The sequence below is a fragment of the Pseudomonas sp. F8002 genome, from assembly GCF_013385495.1.
In the GTDB taxonomy this organism is placed as follows: Bacteria; Pseudomonadota; Gammaproteobacteria; order Pseudomonadales; family Pseudomonadaceae; genus Aquipseudomonas.
The window spans coordinates 14,150-34,687 of record NZ_JACAPW010000015.1; the positions used below are offsets into that span (position 1 = coordinate 14,150).

Below are 20,538 nucleotides of genomic sequence, written 5' to 3' on the forward strand. Positions count from 1 at the left end.
CAATCAGCGGTTATGCCGATCCATAAAACTCAAGGCCTGATACAGCGCCTGCATGCGTGGCAATTCACAACCCGCCGCGTTGGCCGCGGCCAAGGGGCGCGCGTAGATCGCCGCCAGTTCCAGCGGGCGCTTGTGCACGTAATCGTGATACATGCTGGGCAAGTAGTCATCCATGCTCTCGGTCATGGTGAACATCTGCCCGGCGTAACTGGCGGGAATCTCATGCCCGCAGGCGTGGGCGCCCTGCACCACTTCGGCCATCAGCGCCTGGATCAGTTCGCGGCTGGACTCATCCGCCATCATCGCCGTGGTGCCCGTGCCGAACACTACCGAGAGACCGTTGTAAGGCACGTTCCACACCAGTTTATGCCAGCGCGCCTGGTGCACATTGGCCATGGCCTGGGAATCGATACCGGCCTGGTGAAACAGCGCGGCGCCTTCTTCGACGATGGCTTGCCGACCGTTGTCATCGTTGGCCGCGGGGCCACTGTGGTAACCCAGGTTGACCCGGCCCAGCGCCTGATGCTCGACGATCCCGGGACCGGAACGGTGCACGCCGATGTAGCACAGGCCACCCAGCAGGTGCAGCGACGGCGGCAGGTGTTCACGCAGGCTGTCCTCTACGTCGAGGCCATTTTGCAACAGGATTATCCTGGCGTCCGGGGCGGCAACCTGAGCGATGGTCGGGGCCAGCTCGACATTCCCGGTCGATTTGGTGCCCACCAGCAGCCAGTCGCACGGCGGCATGTCGGCGGCGCGGGCATAAGCCTGTACCGGGTGAAGGTGCACGGTTCCGTGGATCGTGCTGTTGAGTTGCAGGCCGCGCTCGCTGACCGCCGCGTACTCGCTGCGCAGCAGGAAATGCACATCGAAGCCGGCGCGCGCGAGCATCACACCGTAGTAGCCACCAATGGCCCCGGTGCCGATGATCCCGATCCGTGGCGACTGTTTTGTTACTTCGGTCATGGCAACTCCTCTGGTATTCGTTTGAGCGCCTGCTGCACACCTTGAGTCAGGTCGCTGGCGGTCAGACGCGTCAGTGACGCTAATATTCCATGGAATTTCCCGTCGCACACCACAAACAACGCCGGCAGGTGAAAGATCTCGTAGCGCTCCACTGCCCCGCCATTGTGACCCGCATCCACCCAGCACACCCGGTCCACCGGCAAGTCCCAACCCGGCAGTTGCTGGTGCAGGAAGCGGCAACGCGAGCAGCCGTCACCGGTAAACACCACCAGGGACGTGCCGGGAAGCCCCAGTAATTGCTGGTCGATATCCAGGTCGGTAAGTTGCAGTTCTTTCACTATACTGCTGCCACCGCCGTCAACTGGACGGTGCTCGGAGTCCGTGTGCATGGGTCGTTTCTTTCCTCACCCTGATGATGTCGCTGTCGAAATAACCCAACGCCCCATTTCCGGCATTTCCCGCCAACGGCTGCACACTATCGGCCTGGGCGGCGTCGCATGCAATTGCCCGCGGGCCTGGCGCCAGGGCGCGGCCATCGAGTTGCACATCCCCTCACTGGGCCAGACGGCCCGCTATCCGGGCTATGTGGCATGGTGCCGCAAGGCCGAAAACGGCTACCGCGTCGACATTGCCTTTACCGATGAGCAGGCCTTGTTCGGTGCGCGGATGGGTGAGCAAGTGTGCCAGATCGAACGGTACTGCCGCCTCCACGAAGGCGCCGAGCCCACACCCGGGCAGAGCGAAGCGCTGGCCCGGGAATGGGTCACGCGCCATGCCGGCGAGTTCTCCCATGAGGCTTTTGTGCTGCCAGCGCTGGATTAAAGCGGGCGTTGCCCATTGTCTCGCAGCCTTGTAACGCGCTAAGGTTCCGCTCCCCGCTGCACTTAAATCATGCTGTGCTCCGCCGCACGGGGATCGCTGGCGGCCGGCACCCGTGACCCTGACGAGTAACACGATGGCTGATTTACCGATCAACGACCTTAACGTCGAATCCAACGAGACCCTGATCACGCCTGATCAGCTCAAGCGCGAAATCCCCCTGAGCGACGCTGCCCTGCAGACCGTCACCAAGGGCCGCGAAGTCATCCGTGAGATTCTCGACGGCACCGACCACCGCCTGTTCGTGGTCATCGGGCCGTGCTCGATCCATGACCTCAAGGCTGCCCACGAATACGCCGAGCGCCTGAAGGTGCTGGCGGCGGAAGTGTCCGACACCTTGTACCTGGTGATGCGTGTCTATTTCGAGAAGCCGCGTACCACCGTCGGCTGGAAAGGCTTGATCAACGACCCGTACCTGGACGACTCGTTCAAGATCCAGGACGGCCTGCACATCGGTCGTCAATTGCTGCTGGACCTGGCGGAAATGGGCCTGCCGACGGCAACCGAAGCCCTGGACCCGATTTCCCCGCAGTACCTGCAAGACCTGATCAGCTGGTCGGCAATTGGTGCACGCACCACCGAATCCCAGACTCACCGCGAAATGGCTTCCGGCCTGTCCTCGGCCGTGGGTTTCAAGAACGGTACCGATGGCGGCCTGACCGTGGCGATCAACGCCCTGCAGTCGGTCTCCAGCCCGCACCGCTTCCTGGGCATCAACCAGGAAGGTGGCGTGTCCATCGTCACCACCAAGGGCAACGCCTACGGTCACGTGGTACTGCGTGGCGGCAATGGCAAGCCCAACTATGATTCGGTCAGCGTGGCCCTGTGCGAACAGGCGCTGAACAAGGCGAAGATCAAGCCGAACATCATGGTCGATTGCAGCCACGCCAACTCCAACAAGGACCCGGCCCTGCAACCGCTGGTGATGGAGAACGTGGCCAACCAGATTCTGGAAGGCAACCAGTCGATCATCGGCCTGATGGTCGAAAGCCACCTGAACTGGGGCTGCCAGGCGATTCCAAAGGACCTGGCCGACCTGCAATACGGCGTGTCGATCACCGATGCGTGCATCGACTGGTCTGCCACCGAGACCACCTTGCGCAGCATGCACGCCAAGCTCAAGGACGTCTTGCCCAAGCGCCAGCGCGGCTGAGCACAGACTGCGGACACAAAAACGCCGGGCTAAACCCGGCGTTTTTTTGATCGTTCCCCCGCTCTGCGTGGGAATGCATCCTGGGATGCTCTGCGTACCGCCCTACTCAATGCTCAAAGCTTCGCGGCATGGCGCTGGTGGCGCTCCATGTAGCGCTCAACGTAGGAGCAGGACGGGATCACCGTATAACCTGCCTCTTCGGCGAACTTCAATGCTTCCTCGGTCAGCGCGGCAGCAATGCCACGGCCGCGCAATGCGTTGGGCACGAAGGTGCGATAGATATCCAGGGTCTGCTTCCCGAGATCCATATAGGTCAGATAGGCACGATGACCGTCCACATTGGTCTCGAACTGATGACCAGCCTGGTCATGGTGGATGGACAACGCCTCGCTCATCACTACTCCTCGCGGGTCTTGGTTTCTGACCCCTACCTTACCGATGTTTTTCCGGCGAAGGAACATCTACGCCACCCGGTGCCGGTTTCGACAACGAGAAAAGCGGCCAGTGCCTTGCACTAGCGCTCACAACCAGCACAGGGAAATAGTAGGCGCCAATCGCACAATTGCTCAAGACGCGCTCGTCTTCCGTTGCGCTGGCGGACATAGAAAGGGCCAATCGAGATTCCTTACGTCGATGGCCTGAACATTGCCGGCAGTTGAAGCTTGAGACGAACACGCGCTCTTAAAGTCACCTCAACATGCACAAAAGATACCGAATGGTGAAAAGACAATCTGAACAATAGTGTCAGGGACGATATATAAAATGACTTATGTTTACATGGCTTAACACATGCCAGCCGGCCCTTTCAGGCTGGATCCAATCCTCGGCCGAGTGCAAAAATCTGGATATTTTTTATACAGACTCTCGAAAGATTAGCCAAAATAGATTGGGCGCGAGAATTTTTTTTGCTTCTTGCGCTACGTCAGTTTACTTACTACAAGTAATGGGTAGTATGTACGCCGGCTATTAGCTCACTCTGAGAAAGTAGCCATTTAATAGAAAGTCCTTGAAGGGGAACACGATGAACAACGTTCTGAAATTCTCTGCTCTGGCTCTGGCCGCAGTTCTGGCTACCGGTTGCAGCAGCGTCTCCAAAGAAACCGAAGCTCGTCTGACTGCAACTGAAGACGCAGCAGCACGCTCCCAGGCTCGTGCAGACGAAGCCTACCGTAAAGCTGATGAAGCTCTGGCTGCTGCTCAAAAAGCACAACAGACTGCTGACGAAGCTAACGAGCGCGCTCTGCGCATGCTTGAAAAAGCAAGCCGCAAGTAATAATCCTCCGGGGTTGTTATCAAGCCGATCCATTCTTGGATCGGCTTTTTTTTGCCTGTGATTTGGCTGGATTCCAGACAATAAAAAACCCGTCACCGCGCGAGGCGATAACGGGTTATGGATCGTGCAGGCTTACTGCTGCAGATCGACCGGCGTACTCGACACCATCGGCGCCCCGCCGGGTACACCGATTTCCGTCGGCAAACCGTCTTCAGCCGCAACCACGTCACGCACCTGGTCCCAGTTGACCCGCAGGTTGCTGGACAGGTCTTCACGCTTGAGCAAGGCGTTGATGACGGCGGTGTGCTTGTCGACGACCGATGGGGTGCCATCGTCGTTCAGCGGCGTATGGGCTTCCAGGTAGACCTTGCCCCCGGCCGCGCCGAACTTGTAGGCGTCGTTGATAATCCGCACCGACGTGCCCACCGGCACCATGTCGGCCATTTCCAGCACGTTGTTGTTGAACATGCGGAAGCAACCGTGGCTGGTACGGGTACCGATGCCGAACTTCATGTTGGAACCGTGGATCAGGTAGCCCGGCGTGCCGAGGGTGAACTTGAACGGCCCCAGCGGGTTGTCCGGGCCGGCCGGCACGACGTTGGGCAACGGGTCGCCATTGGCGGCGTGTTCTGCCTTGATCGAGGCTGGCGGGGTCCAGGTCGGGTTCGGGATCTTGCCCGTGATGGTGGTGTGGGCCACTGGCGAGCCCCAGCCTTCACGGCCAATCCCCAACGGGAACGTGTACACCACGTTCTGGCCCTTGGGGTAGTAGTAGAGCCGGTACTCCGCCAGGTTGATCACGATGCCTTCACGCGGGCCGGGCGGCAAGATGAAGCGCGTCGGCAACACGATCTCGGTACCCGCTCCCGGCAGCCAGGCATCCACGCCCGGGTTGGCCGCGACCATCTCCGAATAACCCAGGTCGTAGGTGGTGCCGAGGTCCGCGAAGGTATCTTCGTACTTGGCCTTGATCACCTGGACCTGGCCAACGATATCTTCACCCGGTGGCGGCAAAGGCAACTGCAAGGCTGCAGCAGGACCGGCCGCGCAGAGCGCAGCGAGAGACAGGCAGCAGGTGACGGCGGAAAGGCGCGACAACATCCGGGAATTCCTTCGCAGATCGACGGGTAGTAGAAAATGGATTGTACACGGCTGCCCGGCGGGCACCCATATTCAAAGCTCGAAGCGCAGCTCTGGCCAGATCGGCGGTGTGCCGCGTTTTTGCGACTCGAGGATCGCCCGGCACAGGGGGCACAAACGCTGGTCCTGGAAGATCGAGCGATCCACCGATGACCAGCGCGGCTGGGCAGGCAACAACGTGCCGCAGAGGGTGCGGTCGATGGACCCGCCCAACTCCAATTGACGCGTCACCAGATGCACCCGGACTTCCTGGCAGGCGAACAGATCCAGCTGTTCGTCAGGCTCGATCAGTTGGTAGGCAAACAGTGACCAGGCAGGACGCGACATCGGGGGCTCCAAATCGGGGGGGCGCCACCTTAGCCGAAAGACCGCTGCTAGAAAAGCGTCATAGCAGTGGTTTTAGCGTTGGCCAGACATTTTCCAGCAACTTGCCCTGCGCGCCAACCGCCGGGTGCAATTGGTCAGCCTGCATCAGGTCCGGATGACCACCGACGCCTTCAAGGAAAAACGGCACCAGCGGGACGCTTTTTTCCTTGGCCAGGGCCGGGTAGACATTAGCAAACGCGGTGGTGTATTTCGGCCCGTAATTAGGCGGCAACTGCATGCCCAGCAGCAGCACCTTGGCACCGCTGTCCTTGGACTGTTCAATCATCGATGCAAGATTTTGTTTCAATTGCTCGGGGGGCTGCCCACGCAGGCCGTCATTGCCGCCCAGCTCAATGATCACCAGGTCCGGCTTATGCTCTGCAAGCGCCGCCGGCAGCCGCGCCCGGCCTCCGGCACTGGTGTCGCCGCTGATAGAGGCGTTGACCACTTTATCGTCGAAACCTTCGCTCTTGAGCCGTTGTCCCAACAACGCTACCCACCCTTTGCTGGTATCCAGCCCGAAACCGGCACTGATACTATCGCCAACGATCAGGACTGTACCCGCCGCTGCGTTCTGGGCCATGCACATCAAGGCCAGGCCAGCACTCAAAAACCACATTCGCATTGGATTCTCCATGGGCGCAAGCATTCTCACCGCGCGAAACCTTAGCAAAGTGGTTCCCAGCGCGGAAGGTGAACTGACTATCCTGCACGAACTGAGCCTGGAACTGAACAAGGGCGATAGCCTGGCTATCGTCGGCGCCTCCGGTTCCGGCAAATCCACCCTCCTCGGCCTGCTGGCCGGCCTCGACCTGCCCAGCAGTGGCGAAGTCACCCTCGCCGGCCAGGCCCTGAGTACCCTCGACGAAGACCAGCGTGCACGCATCCGCGCCGAGCACGTGGGGTTTGTGTTCCAGTCCTTCCAGTTGCTCGACAGCCTCAACGCGCTGGAAAACGTGATGCTGCCCCTGGAGCTGGACGGTCGCAAGGACGCCCGCGAGCGCGCCAAACACCTGCTGGAGCGTGTCGGCCTGGGCCAGCGTCTCACCCACTCGCCGCGCCAACTCTCGGGGGGTGAGCAGCAACGGGTAGCGATTGCCCGGGCGTTTGCTGCCGAACCGGACGTGCTGTTTGCCGATGAACCCACCGGCAACCTCGACAGCCATACCGGCGAGCGCATCAGCGACCTGCTGTTCGAACTCAACAAAGAGAGCGGCACGACCCTGGTGCTGGTGACCCATGACGAGCGCCTGGCCCACCGTTGCCGTCGCCTGATCCGTCTTGAAGCCGGCCTGATGGTCGCGCCCCTGGAGCCTTGATGGCACGCTTGCCCTTGTTGCGCCTGTTCAGCCTTGCCCTTCGCCAGTTGCTGCGCGATGCCCGCGCCGGCGAACTGCGTGTGCTGTTCTTCGCCCTGCTGGTGGCCGTGGCCGCCAGCACCGCCATCGGTTACTTCGGTGCCCGCCTGAACGGCGCGATGATGTTGCGCGCCACCGAGTTCCTGGCGGCCGACCTGGTGCTGGAAGGCAGTTCACCCGCCCGCACCGAGCAAATCCAGAGTGGCACCGAGCTGGGCCTGCAGCACGCCAGGGTGGTGGAATTCTCCAGCGTGATTGCCACTGACGCCGGCATCCAGCTGTCCAGCATCAAGGCGGTCAACGAGGCGTATCCGTTGCGCGGCGAGCTGAAGAGCGCCGCCGAACCCTTCGCCGAAGAAACTGCCGGAGGTGGCCCCAAACCCGGTGAAGCCTGGGTGGAAGCACGGCTGTTGACGGCACTGAACCTGAAAATCGGCGACAGCATCGACGTCGGCATGAAGACCCTGCGCCTTTCCCGCGTGCTGACCTATGAGCCGGATCGCGCCGGCAACTTCTATAGCCTGACGCCCAGGGTGATGATCAACCTGGCCGACCTTGACGCCACCGGCGTGGTGCAGCCCGGCAGTCGCGTGAGTTATCGCGACCTGTGGCGAGCGCCACAGGGCGGCACCGTGCTGCAAACCTATCGCGACCTGGTCAAGCCCGGCCTGGCGGCCAACCAGCGGCTGCAGGATGCGCGCGACGGCAACCAGCAGATCGGCGGCGCGCTGGGCAAGGCCGAACGTTACTTGAACATGGCCAGCCTGGTGGCGGTGCTGCTCTCCGGCGTGGCCGTGGCGCTCTCGGCCAATCGCTTCGCCAGCCGACGCTTTGATGCCAGCGCCTTGCTGCGCTGCCTCGGGTTGTCGCGACGCGAAACCATGTTGCTGTTCAGCCTGCAATTGGCCGTGCTGGGGTTGCTGGCCAGCCTGACCGGCGCCCTGCTCGGCTGGCTGGCGCAATTGGGCCTGTTTGCGCTGTTGCATGACCTGCTGCCGGCGGACGTTCCACCCGGCGGGCTGCTGCCGGCCGTTGCCGGGATTGGCACCGGGCTGGTAGCCCTCGCCGGTTTCGCCCTGCCGCCGCTGGCCGCCCTGGGGCGGGTGCCGCCACTACGGGTATTGCGCCGCGACTTGCTGCCAATCCCTTCCAGCACCTGGATGGTCTACGGCGCCGCACTCTTCGCCTTGGGCCTGATCATGTGGCGCTTGAGCCTCGACCTGGTGCTGACCTTCGCCCTGCTGGGTGGCGGCGTGATTGCTGCACTGGTTCTCGGCGGCCTGCTCCTGCTGCTGTTGCAAAGCCTGCGGCGCCTGCTGGCCCGGGCTTCCCTGCCCTGGCGCCTGGGGTTGGGCCAGTTGCTGCGTCATCCCCTGGCCGCCGCGGGGCAGTCACTGGCGTTCGGGCTGATCCTGTTATCCATGGGCTTGATCGCGTTGTTGCGCGGCGAATTGCTGGACACCTGGCAGAACCAGTTGCCCAAGGACGCCCCCAACTATTTCGCCCTGAACATCCTGCCCGCCGACAAAGACGCCTTCGGCGCACGCCTGCTGGAATTACAGGCGCAATCGGCTCCGCTGTATCCGGTGGTACCGGGACGACTGATCAGCATCAATGGCTCGCCAGTGCAGGAGATTGTCAGCAAGGACTCCAGCGGCGATCGTGCAGTACAGCGAGACTTGAGCCTGACCTGGGCCGCCGACCTGCCACCGGGCAACAAGCTGACGGCGGGCTCCTGGTGGACGGCGCAACCGACCGACGAGATTCCAGGCGTCTCGGTGGAGGCCAAGGTCGCCGACAGCCTGAAACTCAAGCTCAACGATCACCTGGTGTTTACCGTCGGCGGGGAAAACCGCGAAGCGCGGGTCACCAGCCTGCGGGAAATCAACTGGGACAACTTCCAGCCCAACTTCTTCATGATCTTCCAGCCCGGCACCCTGAAGGACCTGCCGGCCACCTACCTGACCAGTTTCTACCTCGCACCCGGCCATGACCAGCAGATCGTCGACCTGTCCCGGGCCTTCCCGGCGGTGACCATCCTGCAGGTGGAGGCACTGCTGGAACAACTGCGCAGCATCCTGGCCCAGGTCACCCTGGCGGTGGAGTACGTGCTGTTGTTTGTCCTGGCAGCGGGGATGGCCGTGTTGTTCTCCGGGCTCCAGGCAACCCTCGATGAGCGGATTCGCCAGGGCGCCCTGCTGCGGGCGCTGGGGGCTGAGCGCAAGTTGCTGGTCAAGGCCCGGCGTATCGAGTTCGGGTTGTTGGGCGCAGTCAGCGGGCTGTTGGCAGCGTTGGGTACGGAACTGGTGACACTGGTGCTGTATCGCTACGCGTTCGACCTGACCTGGCACCCACATCCGTGGCTATTGCTGCTGCCGGTGATCGGCGCCGTGCTGATCGGCGGTGCTGGCGTATTCGGCACCCGCCGTGCACTGAATGCCAGCCCGTTGACGGTGCTGCGCGAGGGCTGAAAACGCAGATGGCCCGCACGCGTTCATGCGTACGGGCCATCCGTTGTCACTTCACATATTCGATAGCGGTGATCCACCAGCACACTTCGCCACTGGGGGTCTGCACGAGCGCCTCGTCATCCACTTCCTTGCGCAACAGTGCCCGGGCCATGGGTGAGTCGATGGAGATGTAGTCCATACGCTCATAGATCTCGTCGTACCCCACGATGCGAAACCGCTTGGTCTCGCCCTGTTCGTTTTCAATCTCCACCCAGGCGCCGAAAAACACCTTCCCTTCCTGCTCGGGCATGTACTCGACCACGCGCATGTCTTCCAGGCGCTTGCGTAAATAACGCACCCGACGATCAATTTCCCTCAGCAGCTTCTTGTTGTACTGGTAGTCGGCGTTTTCGCTCCTGTCCCCCAGGGAGGCCGCCCACGTCACTTTGCGGGTGGTATCAGGGCGCTTTTCTCGCCACAGGTAATCAAGCTCCTTTTTCAGGGCTTCATGACCTTCTTTGGTAATCAGCTTGGTGCTCAAAAGCTCTACATCCCCTGGAAGTTTGCGTTTTTCAGACCCGCTGCCGCATCAGGCACAACGCATTTAACGCCCGATGTCGGCTGTGGGGGTCGATGATAAATGAACTCGGGAAAGTAGCCAGACCCACCGGCGGATTCCGGCAACGACGCGTATCAGTCAGCCTCCGGCTGGGTCGGGCCGCATTCAGGCTGGCCGCGCCCGTTCTCGCCAAGCCATGCAAGTGACTCATCCAGGGATTGAAGCGTAACCCTCAGGTTGTCCCGCAGGACAGGCAACTGGAACAGCGCAGCTGTCAGCTGTTGCTCCTTGAGGCGCACCGCAAGGTCACGGTCATGCAACTGGGCTTCCTGGCTCTCCAGGTAGCGCGCACGCTCGTCCATTCGACGCTGCTCTGTCTGGTTCAGCGCCGAGCTGCCAGCCAGATGCTCCTCCCGGAGGGCCAGCGTGCGGGCCAACTGTTCCAGGGACGTTTCCTTTTCGGCAATCCTGTCGGCACTCCGCTGACTCTCCTGCTCAAGGTCAGCCCTTTCCTGGCGCAGTTCGAGACGCAACTGAGCAAGCGCCTCTTCCTGCTTGAGCACGCTGAGCTTTTGCTGCGTCAGCTCCTGTGACAATCGGGAAAGATTGGCCAGCGTATCGTCCACTTCAAACAACGAGGCTGACTCATTCCGGGCAGGCATGGGCGGCGGCGCCTGGGGGACCGGTTCAGGTTGCTGGACTATGGGCGCCGGCACTGGCGCAGCGACAGCAGGCGCCTCGATCGATGCCTGTAGTGGCGCCTCAATGAGCGGCTCGGATATCTCGAGCTCAGCCTCGGGCGCCTGCGCCACCGGCTCGGGCAATGACCGCGCAGGCTCTGAAGGATCGGGGGACCTGGGAGCAGACACCATTCTTGAGGAGAAACGAATCGACGGCACGATCAACGTGTTGCTTTCAATGGCGGGCAAACCGGGCGCCGACGTCCCCAGGGTAATCACCTTCATCACCAGGGATTTCTTGATCGTCAACGAGTGATGATCTTCAGGCCTGGCCGGGGGCAATTTGCAGCCTTTCAAATCAACAAAATGAAAGGGAATCTGAGTTTCGCCGCTGCTTGCAGATTTTGCCCCGGGAGCAGCCGCGAGCGTCAGGATTTGCTTGAAGACATGGGTCGCTATTTGCAGGTCTTCCTTGGAGTCTATCGCCCCCAGAAAGTAACGTTCGGACTTTTTGCGCAACGCTGCGATGTACACCCGTGAACTACCGGGCTCTGTTTCTTCATCCAGACTGTAGGCAAGAAAGTTTGAAGAGATCTGCGCCACCGCAAAACCACAAAGCAGTGCACCATTGACCGGCGCATCATGCCCGGACTGTTCAAGAACAAGGGTACGTAGAAGCAGCATGACATCAGGCTCCATTTCAAATTGGCATAAACTTTAAATAAACACCAAATAAACAACGACTGTAATTAAATCACCAAAAGCAAAACAATTGTTTCAGCGAGTCATAGTCTGGCATGTAGGACTTATCTTATTCAGCCCCCTCAGCATTTCCAAGAGCGTTTATTGAACGTACCATTTTTTAACAGTGCGACGTCGGAAAAGCTTCAACATAAAAAGATTTCAAGCATTGAAATTCGAACATTCACAACCTGCTGTTCACCCAGGTTAATCCAGCCTTGCCATATCCATTCAGTAGAAAAGCATAATGATCGAGATAACGAGCCTGACAAAAACCATGGGCGGAAAAAACATTATTCATGACTTCTCATTCAACGCTCAACCCCAGGAATGCCTCGGGCTGTTTGGAAATGATGGTGCGGGAAAAACAACTATTATCAAAATGATCTCAGGCTCGACTACACCCTCTTCAGGCCATATAAAAATATTCGGTAACGATATCGCCCTGAACGCATTCCAGGCAAAGAAAGTCACCGGCTACCAGCCAGAGCGACTCTTGAGCCATGGTGCAATGAGTGTAAAGGCCTTTCTTGGTTTCATTGCCGAAATACGCGGATTCCGCGGCGCGGAAAAACGCAAGATGATTGACCGGGCAGTTGCACGGCTTGAGTTGTGGCGGATACTCAAAAGCCCGGTGGAAACCCTCACGGACGGGTTGAAGCGCAAGGTAGCCATCGCCCAGGCAATCCTGCATGACCCCAGCCTGCTGTTGCTCGATGAGCCAACAGAAGGTCTGAATGCCGACCAGAAACACAAAGTCAGAATGCTCATCAAGTCGCTCAGCGACGAGATGACGGTCATTGTCGCGTCCCGTGCGCCGGAAGAGCTGACCGGTATTTGTACCCGCGCACTGGTGATAGCCGACGGCCGATTGGTGGCAGACACTTCGGTGCCCGAACTGCAGCGCAGCTCCCGTCATCACCAGGCGGTCACCCTTGCAGCCGACACACCGCTGGACCTGTTGGCCCTGGCGGTATTGCCCGGGGTCGCCGGCATTGAGGAAGACCGCGAGACTCCCGGCACAGTGACCGTACTCGCCCTGCCGGGGCAAATCATCTACCCCCACATCAATGCACTGGTCACCCAGCGCCGCTGGAAGCTCAATGCCCTGAACCTGGAAGCCGGGCGCCTGGATGACGTTGTGCACCATATGAGCCAGGAGGCATCGATTTGAAACTTCTCCCGGTCATATTCAAGCGTCAACTGGTTAGTTATCTTTCGGCTCCCCTCACTTACCTGAGCACTGCGGTTTTCCTGACCGCCGCTGCTGTATTTGGCTTCCATGCAACCCGGTTACTGGAAGTCGGCAGTGCCGACTTGCAGGGCTTCTTCCAGTTGCACCCCTGGCTCTACTTACTGTTGACACCTGTCCTATGCACTCGGCTTTGGGCCGACGAGCCCACCACCGGTTCCATGGAGTTCCTGAAAACCCTGCCCGTCACACGTTTCGAGATAGTGGTCGGAAAGTTTCTGGCGGCCTGGATTGTTTCTGGCGCGGCCCTGCTGTTGACCTTCCCGATAGTTATCACCGTCAACTATTTTGGCAGTCCGGACAATACAGTCATTGCGTCACAATACCTGGGAAGTTGGGTATTGGCCGGATGTTATCTATCCGTGGGTTGTTTTATCTGCGCACTGACACACCATCGCGCGGTTATATTCACCGTAACCCTGTGCTTGCTGCTGACCGCCAGTGGCCTGTCATCCATTCTTGATGCGATTGAACATCAAGTACCGATATGGCTGATTGACCGCCTTCTTTCCCTGAGCCCGTCTGCGCGTTTTGACGCCATTGACCAGGGGGTACTGGCTCTTCAAGACAGTTTGTACTTCATCAGTATGATCATCGCCTTTCTTGGCGCGACGGTCATTGCCCTGAATGTAAGAAACGGTTGAGAAGGACACATCACGATGAAAACGCGCCTAAGTGCCAGCCTCACAATTGTCACGCTCCTGTTACTGTTTCTCGCTTTTAACCTGGTCTGGGCACTGAAACTTCCAAATCCACGGCTGGATTTTTCGGAACAGAACATCCATACACTTTCCGATCCTGTACAGACTATGCTCGGTTCATTGGAAAGACCGGTCGATCTGTACTTCTTCAATTCAAGCAACCCTGCACACAAAGCCAACGCCGTTGAAAGCTACGCTAAACGGGTAGAGCTGTTGCTCAAGGAATATGAAAAAGCGGCAAAGGGCAAAATCAACCTGCACCTCATCGACCCCACCCCTTTTTCTGAAGATGAATACAAAGCCAGGTTACTGGGACTTGACGAACAACACGGGTTCTTCGGCCTGGTGGGTACCAGCGCGGGCCATGCGCCCCATAGCATCCCGTCATTCAGCCCGGACCGGGAGTCACTGCTGGAGTATGAAATCAGCCATTTGATTCATAAGGTGATCCACCCCGAGCAACCCATCGTGGGCGTGATCTCCCGGCTGCCAATAAACGGTGAGAGGGATGAACGCAACGGCGTTAACACGCCTCCCTGGCAGGTGTTGCAGGAGATCCGTCGCCAGTTCAACGTGGTGACCCTGGAGCCGGGTATCGCGCAAATTCCTGAACACGTCAAAACCCTGATGGTGGTTCATCCCGGCAACCTGCCTGACCAAACCCTCTACGCAATAGACCAGTTTGTATTGGGCGCAGGCAAGTTGATGATGTTTATCGACCCGCTTGTCGGGCTGGACACCAGCGTCACGGCCCCGGAAACCCCCAGGCTGGAAGCATTGCTGTCCGCGTGGGGCATCCAGATGCCCGCGAACAAGGTGATTGCCGATCGCGACTATGCCACTTCGGTGATCCTGACCACAGGCCAGCCGCCTGTGCGCCATCCCGCGGCACTGACCTTGCCCCGCCAGGCGATGGCACAGGATGACATCAGCGCCTGGAAACTTCACAACGTCAACGTCTTGAGCAGTGGCGCCCTGGCCCCTGCCAAGAGAAGCCGCATGACCTTCACCCCGCTGCTGCAAAGCTCCGCGCACGCCGCGCTGTTTGAGGCAGAGCGCTTTGCCCTGCCTGCGCAGCTCAATTCACTGATCAATGAGACAGCCACTCGCGCTCAACAACAGGTGATCGCCGCCCGCGTCGAAGGGCCCGCCTATTCCGCCTTTCCTGACGGCATCAGTGGGCGTAACACCGGCTTGCAAAAGGCTGCGAACATCCATGTAGTCGTGGTCGCCGACACTGACCTGCTCAGCGATCGCGTGTCTGGAATGCTTCAGAAGCATCGCGCAGCGGGTGGCCCGTTGTCAGATAACGCGATGTTTGTATTGAACACCCTGGACAACCTGGCGGCGCCCGATGCACTGATGAACATTCGCCCCCGCGCAGGCGGCGCTCGATCACTGCAGGTGCTGCAGGCAATGCGCGAAGACGCGGCACTGGCCTACGGTGAGAAGTCCGCCGAACTGGCGCAACGCCTGGAACAAACGGAAAGGGAATGGCAACTGCTCAACCCCCCGACAATTTCCCCGGGCCCCCAGGCTGCAACCTCCAACACACTGCTGCAAGCGCTCAACAAGGAGCGGTTGCGAATCCCCATGGAAATTCACGCGCTGAAGGTCCAGTCATACGCCGAGGTTCACGCCCTGGAACGCAAAGTGAAGCTGCTCAATATCGTGCCTGTACCGCTGATACTGTGCCTGATTGCGGGGGGTATTTTCCTGTTGCGTCGCCGTCGCCGGCACCTGCCTTCAGCAGCATTCTACTGAGGGCTCAACGCCGGGCGATCAGCCCTTGCCGGGCAATGCGGGTCAGTTGGCGTATCACTTCGTCCGCGTCGCTGGCACTGGGCGCCTGAATGACGGCCAGGTCGAAGCTGTTGGACGCAAAGCGCGCAAGGGAGTCGCCGTCTTCGACAAACTGGATCAGAAAGGCCGAAGGCCGCCCCGTGCGGCGCGGCCAGCCATCCAGATAGCGCAGCAACGTCGGCTGATGCTTGCCGCCCAAGAGGATTTTAGGATTGCGTTGGGTCAGGTCCGCGGTGATCGGGGCCAGGCGTATGAGGGGGCGTAGTGCATTCATTGTGTCGTGTCTCTGCCTCAAAAGTCTGCGGGCAGGTGAGAGGCAACACCGAACCAGCGCTTTAGCGGAATTTCGAAGCTGGCCCATGGCTCTGGCTTCTGTCGGGACTGTGATCAGTCACCGGTGGCGCCCCGCAATTAGCTGTTTAAATCGGCGCATGGGCAACATCCTAGAGAAGCCTGTAGGGCGGTGTCAAGAATCCCGAGCAACGAAAAGGCCCGCACTGGGCGGGCCTTTTAAGGGGGGTTCGCGGTATCAGTGAGTGATGGCGCGGTCTGCGGACAATTTGCCCGCACCTTCCAACAACACGGCCAGCGTACCGCCCAGCAGCGCCAGGGCGAACTCGTAGCCGTTGTTGGCCATGAACAAACCGTTATGGATATGCACCGAGAAAATCGCCACCAGGGAAATGATCGACAGGCCCAGTGCCGCCGGCCGCGCCAGCAAACCAATGATCAGCGCCAGCCCGGCGAAGAACTCGGTACCACCGGACAACACCGCCATCAGGGTACCCGGGGCCAGGCCGATACTTTCCATCCACTGGGCAGTGCCCGCCAGGCCGCCGCCGCCAAACCAGCCAAAGAGCTTTTGCGAACCGTGGGCGGCGAAGATGATCCCGACAAAAATCCGCAGGACAGTCAGGCCGTAGCCGGCGCGGGTGGAGAGGATGCGGGTGATCAATGGGCTCATGCTGATAATCCTTTTCAAGGTAGGGGTTGGGTTGGCCGCTATATTAATCAGTTTAAACAATGATAAAAGCCGATAAAGCGGCTCATAATTATCGAACTAATAGATTATTTACGTGAGGCAACCCGTGGCGCTGCCGGCTCCAACGACTCCCGCTCACGATCAAACGCCAGGTAATACTTGTTCACGCTATTAACATAGCTGACGCCGCTCATTCCCACCTGCTCCATGGCAATGCGCTCGACCTGGAAAAACCATTGGTTTGGGTTAAGCCCCCGCCGCCGCGCCTCGGCACGCATTCCCTGGACCCGCTCGGGCCCCATGTTGTAGGCCGCCAGCACAAACGCCATGCGCTCGCGCTCGTTGAGCTTGGGGCTTGAGAAGAACTTGCGCCGGATCATCGCCAGGTACCGCGCGCCCGCCTGCACATTGTTGTCCAGGCTTTCGATGTTGTTCACCCCGACCCGCTGCGCCGCCGATGGCGTGATCTGCATCAGCCCGGTGGGGCCGCCGCTGCTGCGAGCGCCAGGGTCCAGGGCAGACTCCTTGAACGCCAGCGCGGCCAGGTTCAGCCAGTCCATGCCCTGCTCGCGGGCATGCTTTTGCAGCACCGGGCGCAGTTTTTCCAGGCGCTGGCGGTCGACGCGAGCCAGTGGATAACGTACCTGGTAGAGGCGGCGGTAGATGCGCTGGAACGCCACATCCTGATCGGACGGCGTGCGGTAGGTCTTGAGGAAGCGATCAATACTGGCCCGCAGCATTGAGGCATCCTGGCGCACAAACCAATACTCTTCGCCCGGCTCGCTGATGGTCACTTGCCGGTCGAAACGCAGCTTGGGCAGGATCTTCGCCCAGCGTTCGGCAATCGGCCGCTCGACAATGGTCAGGTGGAAAATCCCGGCCTGTACCATCTCCAGCACGTCCTCTACCGCGAGGCTCGGATCCACCCATTCCACCTTCACCGGCGGCAATTTGTGCAGCGCCAGCTTCTGGTTGACCTGGCTGATCGCATCCGACGCAGCACTGCCCGTGGTCAAGGCCAGCGTGCGCCCGGACAGTTGCTCCAGCCGGGTAAACCGCCGCTCGCCCTTCAGCCCCACCAGCCATAACGGCACGTCGCTGGCGATCGGGTCGCTGGTGGCAATCTTGTGGGCGGCCTTCACATCCAGCAATTCGCCGGGTGCCACCAGGTCGCCCTCGCCACGGGCCAATGCGCCGATCAACTGATCCTTGGCCTTGGGAATAATCTTGAGGTTGATTTCCTCGCCGTCACGGGCGTGACCGTTGAGGTATTGCTCGAAAGCGCGCAGGCGATGGTATTCAACACCGATGGCCTGGCCCTGGACTTCGCCGGAACTGTTGCGGCTCTGGTTGACCAATACCCGCAAGGTGCGGCTGCTGCGGATTTCCGCAAGGTCGCGGACCTTGCCGGGCCGGGTCACTTCCAGCGGCCCGTCCAGACGCGCAACCGCCGCCATGGGCAGCAGTAACGTCAGGCACAACACAAGCAACGCCGAGGGTCGGATCATCCGCTCTCCGGAAGAAAGAATACTGCCCATTGCTTCGCGAAAAACGAGGCGTTGGGGGACAGAAACAGAGCGCCATGAGCGCAGGCTTTGGGCGCAAGGGTGGCACGGCAGATGGCGACAAACCAAACACGGTGTTACTTGCGACTTTCAAAGACAGCTTTAACTCGTTGTAGTTCTTGGCTTTTCTTATAAATCTACAGCTCTGATATGCTTTCCGACCGCAGGCGGAGGTAGCACCATGCAACTCATTGATATCGGCGTCAACCTGACCAACCCAAGTTTCGACGAAAAGCACCAGGCCGTTCTCGACCGTGCCTACGCCGCCGGGGTGAGCCAATTGGTGCTCACCGGTACCAGTGTCGACGGCAGCGAACAGGTCCTGGAGCTGTGCCAGCAACTGGACGAAAGTGGCCAACGCCTGTTCGCCACCGCCGGCATTCACCCCCACTCTGCCAGTGACTGGAACGCCGAAAGCGCCAGGCGCCTGCGCGGCCTGCTCAAGGAAAGTCGCGTGCGTGCGGTGGGTGAATGCGGGCTGGATTTCAACCGGGATTTCTCACCGCGCCCCCAGCAGGAAAAAGTCCTCGAAGAACACCTGGCGCTGGCCGTGGAGTTGAAGCTCCCGGTATTCCTCCACGAACGTGACGCCAACCAGCGCCTGCTGGAAATCCTGCGGGAATACCGCGATCACCTGTCGGCCGCCGTGGTGCACTGCTTCACCGGCGAGCAGCGGGCGCTGTTCAGCTACCTCGACCTGGACCTGCATATCGGCATCACCGGCTGGATCTGCGACGAACGCCGTGGGACTCACCTGCATCCGCTGGTCAGGGAAATTCCCCGGGGCCGTCTGATGCTGGAAAGCGACGCGCCCTACCTGCTGCCTCGCACCCTGCGGCCCAAGCCGAAAAACGGTCGCAACGAACCCGCCTATTTGCCGGAAGTCCTGCGGGAGGTCGCGTTGCACCGCGAAGAAACCGCGGAAGACCTGGCGCAACACAGCACCGCCTGTGCCCGCGCCTTTTTTGGATTGCCTGTGCCGGATTGACGCGGCGCATTGACCCATATCAAAACCCAGCATCCCGATAGCGGCACAATAATGGCACCTTGCCAATGCTGTTTCCGCTATCAGAGAAAACCTTCCATGGGTGCCTGGCTTAGCAACATCTCGCTGAAGTACAAATTCTGGGCCGTGAACGCGGTCGCCTTCATCACCACCCTGCTGCTGGTGTTGTACGCCGTGCAGCTCGAACAACAGGCCCGCAGCCAGGCCGCGCAGGCGTCGGCGCAAGCCCAGGGGCGCTTGCTCGGTGCCTGGCCCGCCGGCCAGCCACTGCCCAAGGGCGAGCACTGGCTGACGTTTGCCAGGGGCAAAGTCCCACAACTGGGCGACGAAGATCTGTCAGCCCTGGCCAACGCCAGTGGCTGGGTGGATTTCAATCACATGCCACTGCTCGGCGAAAACCCGCTGATGGGCGCCGAAGTAATCAGCCGTGCCGACGGTCAACAGGTCGCCGTGCTGGCCTACGGGCCCAGCTTGAGCCAAGTGTTCGAAGAACGCTTCGCCAACTACGCCGTAGCGGTGATGATTCTGATGCTGGCCATGCTCGGCGCCTCACAGCTGCTGATCCGCTTTCTCCTCAGCCAGCTCAACACCTTGAAAGACGTGATGCTGCACGTCGAGAAAACCGGCGACCTCTCGGCCCGCGTCCCCCTGGCCTGCAAGGATGAAGTCGGGCAGATGGCCAGCGCCTTCAACGCGATGCAGGCGGGTTATCAACGGGTGGTCAACACGGTTGCGCGCACCGCCAGGCAACTGGACGACGGCGCCGCACGCCTGGCCAGCAGCATGAACGAGGTGCAGCACGGCATGCTCGGCCAGCAAAGCGAAACCGACCAGGCCGCCACGGCGATCAACGAGATGACCGCCACCGTCTACCACATCGCCCAGCACGCTGGCGCCACCCGCGACCTGTCCCAGACGGCCGACACTCTCGCCGGCAGCGGCCAGGAAGTGGTCAGCCGGGTACAGCGCTCGATTGCCGGGCTGTCCACCGGCGTGCAGCAGACCGCCGAAATGATCCAGAAGCTGGCCGAGGACAGCCAGAAAATCAACGGCGTGGTCGGGGTGATTCACAGCATTGCCGAACAGACCAACCTGCTGGCCCTCAACGCCGCCATCGAAGCCGCCCGCGCCGGCGAAATGGGCCGGGGTTTTGCCGTGGTCGCCGACGAAGTGCGCAACCTGGCCAAGCGGGTGCAAAGCTCCACCGATGAAATCACCCGCATGGTGTCCGCCCTGCAAGCCGGCACCCGGGACGCGGTGGACTTCATGCAGGAAAGCTCGTTCAAGGCCGACGACTGTGTGCAACAGGCTCAAGAAGCCGGGATTGCCCTCGCCGAGATCACCGGCGCGGTGGCGCAGATGCGCGAGAGCAACACGCAGATTGCCGTGGCTGCCGAGCAGCAAAGCCATGTGGCCGAGGAAATGAACCGAGCGGTGGTGAGCATTCGGGACGTCACCGAAAACACCGTGCAGCAGACAGTAGACTCGGCAACCACCAGCAATGAGCTGGCAACCCTGGCCGGGGAACTGAGCAAGGCCATCGGCCAGTTGCGGCTCTAACCCCTGAAGGGATGGCTATGGCCCCCATAGCCATCCTTGATTCGCGGCCCCACCCTGCCCGACCTAAACTCTGCTCAAGATGTTTCAACGGACAGAGGAATCAC

General features: G+C 60.3%; 21 protein-coding genes. 10 read left to right on the forward strand and 11 right to left on the reverse strand.

Annotation, left to right across the window (positions count from 1 at the left end; translation table 11 throughout):
- Positions 1–3: 3 nt before the first annotated feature.
- A complete protein-coding gene (locus HX811_RS11815) occupies positions 4–966 on the reverse strand; it encodes a putative 2-dehydropantoate 2-reductase (RefSeq protein WP_102368441.1) in 963 nt (320 codons plus the stop codon).
- Positions 963–1,355: a hypothetical protein gene (locus tag HX811_RS11820; RefSeq protein ID WP_003218715.1), complete on the reverse strand. Its 393-nt coding sequence runs from the start codon at positions 1,353–1,355 to the stop codon at positions 963–965. The genes HX811_RS11815 and HX811_RS11820 overlap by 4 nt, the downstream gene beginning before the upstream one ends.
- Between HX811_RS11820 and HX811_RS11825 the strand changes: the two genes are divergently transcribed.
- Both HX811_RS11825 and HX811_RS11830 read left to right on the forward strand, forming a co-directional pair.
- The gene (locus HX811_RS11825) at positions 1,354–1,788 is read left to right on the forward strand and encodes a PilZ domain-containing protein (protein WP_177040064.1); all 435 of its coding nucleotides are present in this window, start codon (positions 1,354–1,356) and stop codon (positions 1,786–1,788) included. The genes HX811_RS11820 and HX811_RS11825 overlap by 2 nt on opposite strands.
- 133 nt (positions 1,789–1,921) lie before the next feature.
- Positions 1,922–2,998, forward strand: coding sequence for a 3-deoxy-7-phosphoheptulonate synthase (locus tag HX811_RS11830; protein ID WP_003218719.1), 1,077 nt, complete (start codon positions 1,922–1,924; stop codon positions 2,996–2,998).
- A 113-nt stretch (positions 2,999–3,111) separates the two neighbouring features.
- Here HX811_RS11830 and HX811_RS11835 read toward each other — a convergent pair whose 3' ends face one another.
- Positions 3,112–3,393 (reverse strand): GNAT family N-acetyltransferase, encoded by a 282-nt coding sequence (locus HX811_RS11835; RefSeq protein WP_003189869.1) that lies wholly within the window; start codon positions 3,391–3,393, stop codon positions 3,112–3,114.
- Between the two features lie 626 nt (positions 3,394–4,019).
- Between HX811_RS11835 and oprI the strand changes: the two genes are divergently transcribed.
- A complete protein-coding gene (gene oprI, locus HX811_RS11840; RefSeq protein ID WP_003172710.1) occupies positions 4,020–4,271 on the forward strand; it encodes an outer membrane lipoprotei OprI in 252 nt (83 codons plus the stop codon).
- 132 nt (positions 4,272–4,403) lie between these two features.
- Here the strand turns inward: oprI and HX811_RS11845 are convergent, their stop codons facing one another.
- The 3 genes from HX811_RS11845 to HX811_RS11855 all read right to left on the reverse strand — a co-directional run bounded on the left by HX811_RS11845 (position 4,404) and on the right by HX811_RS11855 (position 6,402).
- Positions 4,404–5,372 carry a L,D-transpeptidase family protein gene (locus tag HX811_RS11845; protein ID WP_008437756.1) on the reverse strand — a complete coding sequence of 323 codons (969 nt, stop codon included), beginning with the start codon at positions 5,370–5,372 and terminating at the stop codon, positions 4,404–4,406.
- A 72-nt stretch (positions 5,373–5,444) separates the two neighbouring features.
- On the reverse strand, positions 5,445–5,738 hold the full coding sequence (locus tag HX811_RS11850) for a hypothetical protein (protein ID WP_003218723.1): 294 nt from the start codon (positions 5,736–5,738) through the stop codon (positions 5,445–5,447).
- Positions 5,739–5,796: 58 nt separating this feature from the next.
- Positions 5,797–6,402 carry an arylesterase gene (locus HX811_RS11855; protein ID WP_177046021.1) on the reverse strand — a complete coding sequence of 202 codons (606 nt, stop codon included), beginning with the start codon at positions 6,400–6,402 and terminating at the stop codon, positions 5,797–5,799.
- Positions 6,403–6,412: 10 nt separating this feature from the next.
- Between HX811_RS11855 and HX811_RS11860 the strand changes: the two genes are divergently transcribed.
- Positions 6,413–7,096, forward strand: coding sequence for an ABC transporter ATP-binding protein (locus HX811_RS11860; RefSeq protein WP_003218726.1), 684 nt, complete (start codon positions 6,413–6,415; stop codon positions 7,094–7,096).
- Entirely contained in the window at positions 7,096–9,606 is a 2,511-nt protein-coding gene (locus tag HX811_RS11865; RefSeq protein WP_177046023.1) for an ABC transporter permease, read from the forward strand. The genes HX811_RS11860 and HX811_RS11865 overlap by 1 nt, the downstream gene beginning before the upstream one ends.
- A 46-nt stretch (positions 9,607–9,652) precedes the next feature.
- On the opposite strand, the gene greB is transcribed toward HX811_RS11865, so the two are convergent.
- Positions 9,653–10,126, reverse strand: coding sequence for a transcription elongation factor GreB (gene greB / locus HX811_RS11870; protein WP_008437752.1), 474 nt, complete (start codon positions 10,124–10,126; stop codon positions 9,653–9,655).
- 152 nt (positions 10,127–10,278) lie between these two features.
- On the reverse strand, positions 10,279–11,508 hold the full coding sequence (locus HX811_RS11875) for a hypothetical protein (protein ID WP_177046025.1): 1,230 nt from the start codon (positions 11,506–11,508) through the stop codon (positions 10,279–10,281).
- Positions 11,509–11,812: 304 nt separating this feature from the next.
- On the opposite strand from HX811_RS11875, the gene HX811_RS11880 reads away from it, so the two are divergent.
- Genes HX811_RS11880 through HX811_RS11890 form a run of 3 tightly spaced genes read left to right on the forward strand, consistent with a single transcriptional unit; the run spans position 11,813 to position 15,282 of the window.
- Positions 11,813–12,739: an ABC transporter ATP-binding protein gene (locus tag HX811_RS11880; RefSeq protein WP_023659064.1), complete on the forward strand. Its 927-nt coding sequence runs from the start codon at positions 11,813–11,815 to the stop codon at positions 12,737–12,739.
- The gene (locus HX811_RS11885; RefSeq protein ID WP_177046027.1) at positions 12,736–13,461 is read left to right on the forward strand and encodes an ABC transporter permease; all 726 of its coding nucleotides are present in this window, start codon (positions 12,736–12,738) and stop codon (positions 13,459–13,461) included. The genes HX811_RS11880 and HX811_RS11885 overlap by 4 nt, the downstream gene beginning before the upstream one ends.
- Positions 13,462–13,476: 15 nt before the next feature.
- Positions 13,477–15,282, forward strand: coding sequence for a Gldg family protein (locus HX811_RS11890; protein ID WP_177046028.1), 1,806 nt, complete (start codon positions 13,477–13,479; stop codon positions 15,280–15,282).
- Between the two features lie 4 nt (positions 15,283–15,286).
- Here HX811_RS11890 and HX811_RS11895 read toward each other — a convergent pair whose 3' ends face one another.
- The 3 genes from HX811_RS11895 to HX811_RS11905 all read right to left on the reverse strand — a co-directional run bounded on the left by HX811_RS11895 (position 15,287) and on the right by HX811_RS11905 (position 17,811).
- The gene (locus tag HX811_RS11895; protein WP_010211889.1) at positions 15,287–15,595 is read right to left on the reverse strand and encodes a hypothetical protein; all 309 of its coding nucleotides are present in this window, start codon (positions 15,593–15,595) and stop codon (positions 15,287–15,289) included.
- Between the two features lie 255 nt (positions 15,596–15,850).
- A complete protein-coding gene (locus HX811_RS11900) occupies positions 15,851–16,285 on the reverse strand; it encodes a DoxX family protein (RefSeq protein WP_003218737.1) in 435 nt (144 codons plus the stop codon).
- A gap of 104 nt (positions 16,286–16,389) precedes the next feature.
- Positions 16,390–17,811, reverse strand: coding sequence for a transglycosylase SLT domain-containing protein (locus HX811_RS11905; RefSeq protein WP_102368437.1), 1,422 nt, complete (start codon positions 17,809–17,811; stop codon positions 16,390–16,392).
- Between the two features lie 238 nt (positions 17,812–18,049).
- Between HX811_RS11905 and HX811_RS11910 the strand changes: the two genes are divergently transcribed.
- Positions 18,050–18,856 (forward strand): TatD family hydrolase, encoded by an 807-nt coding sequence (locus tag HX811_RS11910; protein WP_177046031.1) that lies wholly within the window; start codon positions 18,050–18,052, stop codon positions 18,854–18,856.
- Positions 18,857–18,952: 96 nt separating this feature from the next.
- Complete coding sequence (locus HX811_RS11915; RefSeq protein ID WP_003218740.1) at positions 18,953–20,434, forward strand: methyl-accepting chemotaxis protein; 1,482 nt, start codon at positions 18,953–18,955, stop codon at positions 20,432–20,434.
- Positions 20,435–20,538 lie beyond the last annotated feature (104 nt).

Coding starts and splice junctions, on each gene's coding strand:
- HX811_RS11875 (WP_177046025.1), bottom strand. CDS start 11,508: ATGCTGCTTCTACGTACCCTTGTTCTTGAACAGTCCGGGCATGATGCG.
- HX811_RS11915 (WP_003218740.1), top strand. CDS start 18,953: ATGGGTGCCTGGCTTAGCAACATCTCGCTGAAGTACAAATTCTGGGCC.
- oprI (WP_003172710.1), top strand. CDS start 4,020: ATGAACAACGTTCTGAAATTCTCTGCTCTGGCTCTGGCCGCAGTTCTG.
- HX811_RS11895 (WP_010211889.1), bottom strand. CDS start 15,595: ATGAATGCACTACGCCCCCTCATACGCCTGGCCCCGATCACCGCGGAC.
- HX811_RS11855 (WP_177046021.1), bottom strand. CDS start 6,402: ATGCGAATGTGGTTTTTGAGTGCTGGCCTGGCCTTGATGTGCATGGCC.
- HX811_RS11860 (WP_003218726.1), top strand. CDS start 6,413: ATGGGCGCAAGCATTCTCACCGCGCGAAACCTTAGCAAAGTGGTTCCC.
- HX811_RS11910 (WP_177046031.1), top strand. CDS start 18,050: ATGCAACTCATTGATATCGGCGTCAACCTGACCAACCCAAGTTTCGAC.
- HX811_RS11815 (WP_102368441.1), bottom strand. CDS start 966: ATGACCGAAGTAACAAAACAGTCGCCACGGATCGGGATCATCGGCACC.
- HX811_RS11865 (WP_177046023.1), top strand. CDS start 7,096: ATGGCACGCTTGCCCTTGTTGCGCCTGTTCAGCCTTGCCCTTCGCCAG.
- HX811_RS11845 (WP_008437756.1), bottom strand. CDS start 5,372: ATGTTGTCGCGCCTTTCCGCCGTCACCTGCTGCCTGTCTCTCGCTGCG.
- HX811_RS11900 (WP_003218737.1), bottom strand. CDS start 16,285: ATGAGCCCATTGATCACCCGCATCCTCTCCACCCGCGCCGGCTACGGC.
- HX811_RS11835 (WP_003189869.1), bottom strand. CDS start 3,393: ATGAGCGAGGCGTTGTCCATCCACCATGACCAGGCTGGTCATCAGTTC.
- HX811_RS11850 (WP_003218723.1), bottom strand. CDS start 5,738: ATGTCGCGTCCTGCCTGGTCACTGTTTGCCTACCAACTGATCGAGCCT.
- HX811_RS11880 (WP_023659064.1), top strand. CDS start 11,813: ATGATCGAGATAACGAGCCTGACAAAAACCATGGGCGGAAAAAACATT.
- HX811_RS11825 (WP_177040064.1), top strand. CDS start 1,354: ATGGGTCGTTTCTTTCCTCACCCTGATGATGTCGCTGTCGAAATAACC.
- HX811_RS11830 (WP_003218719.1), top strand. CDS start 1,922: ATGGCTGATTTACCGATCAACGACCTTAACGTCGAATCCAACGAGACC.
- HX811_RS11905 (WP_102368437.1), bottom strand. CDS start 17,811: ATGATCCGACCCTCGGCGTTGCTTGTGTTGTGCCTGACGTTACTGCTG.
- HX811_RS11820 (WP_003218715.1), bottom strand. CDS start 1,355: ATGCACACGGACTCCGAGCACCGTCCAGTTGACGGCGGTGGCAGCAGT.
- HX811_RS11890 (WP_177046028.1), top strand. CDS start 13,477: ATGAAAACGCGCCTAAGTGCCAGCCTCACAATTGTCACGCTCCTGTTA.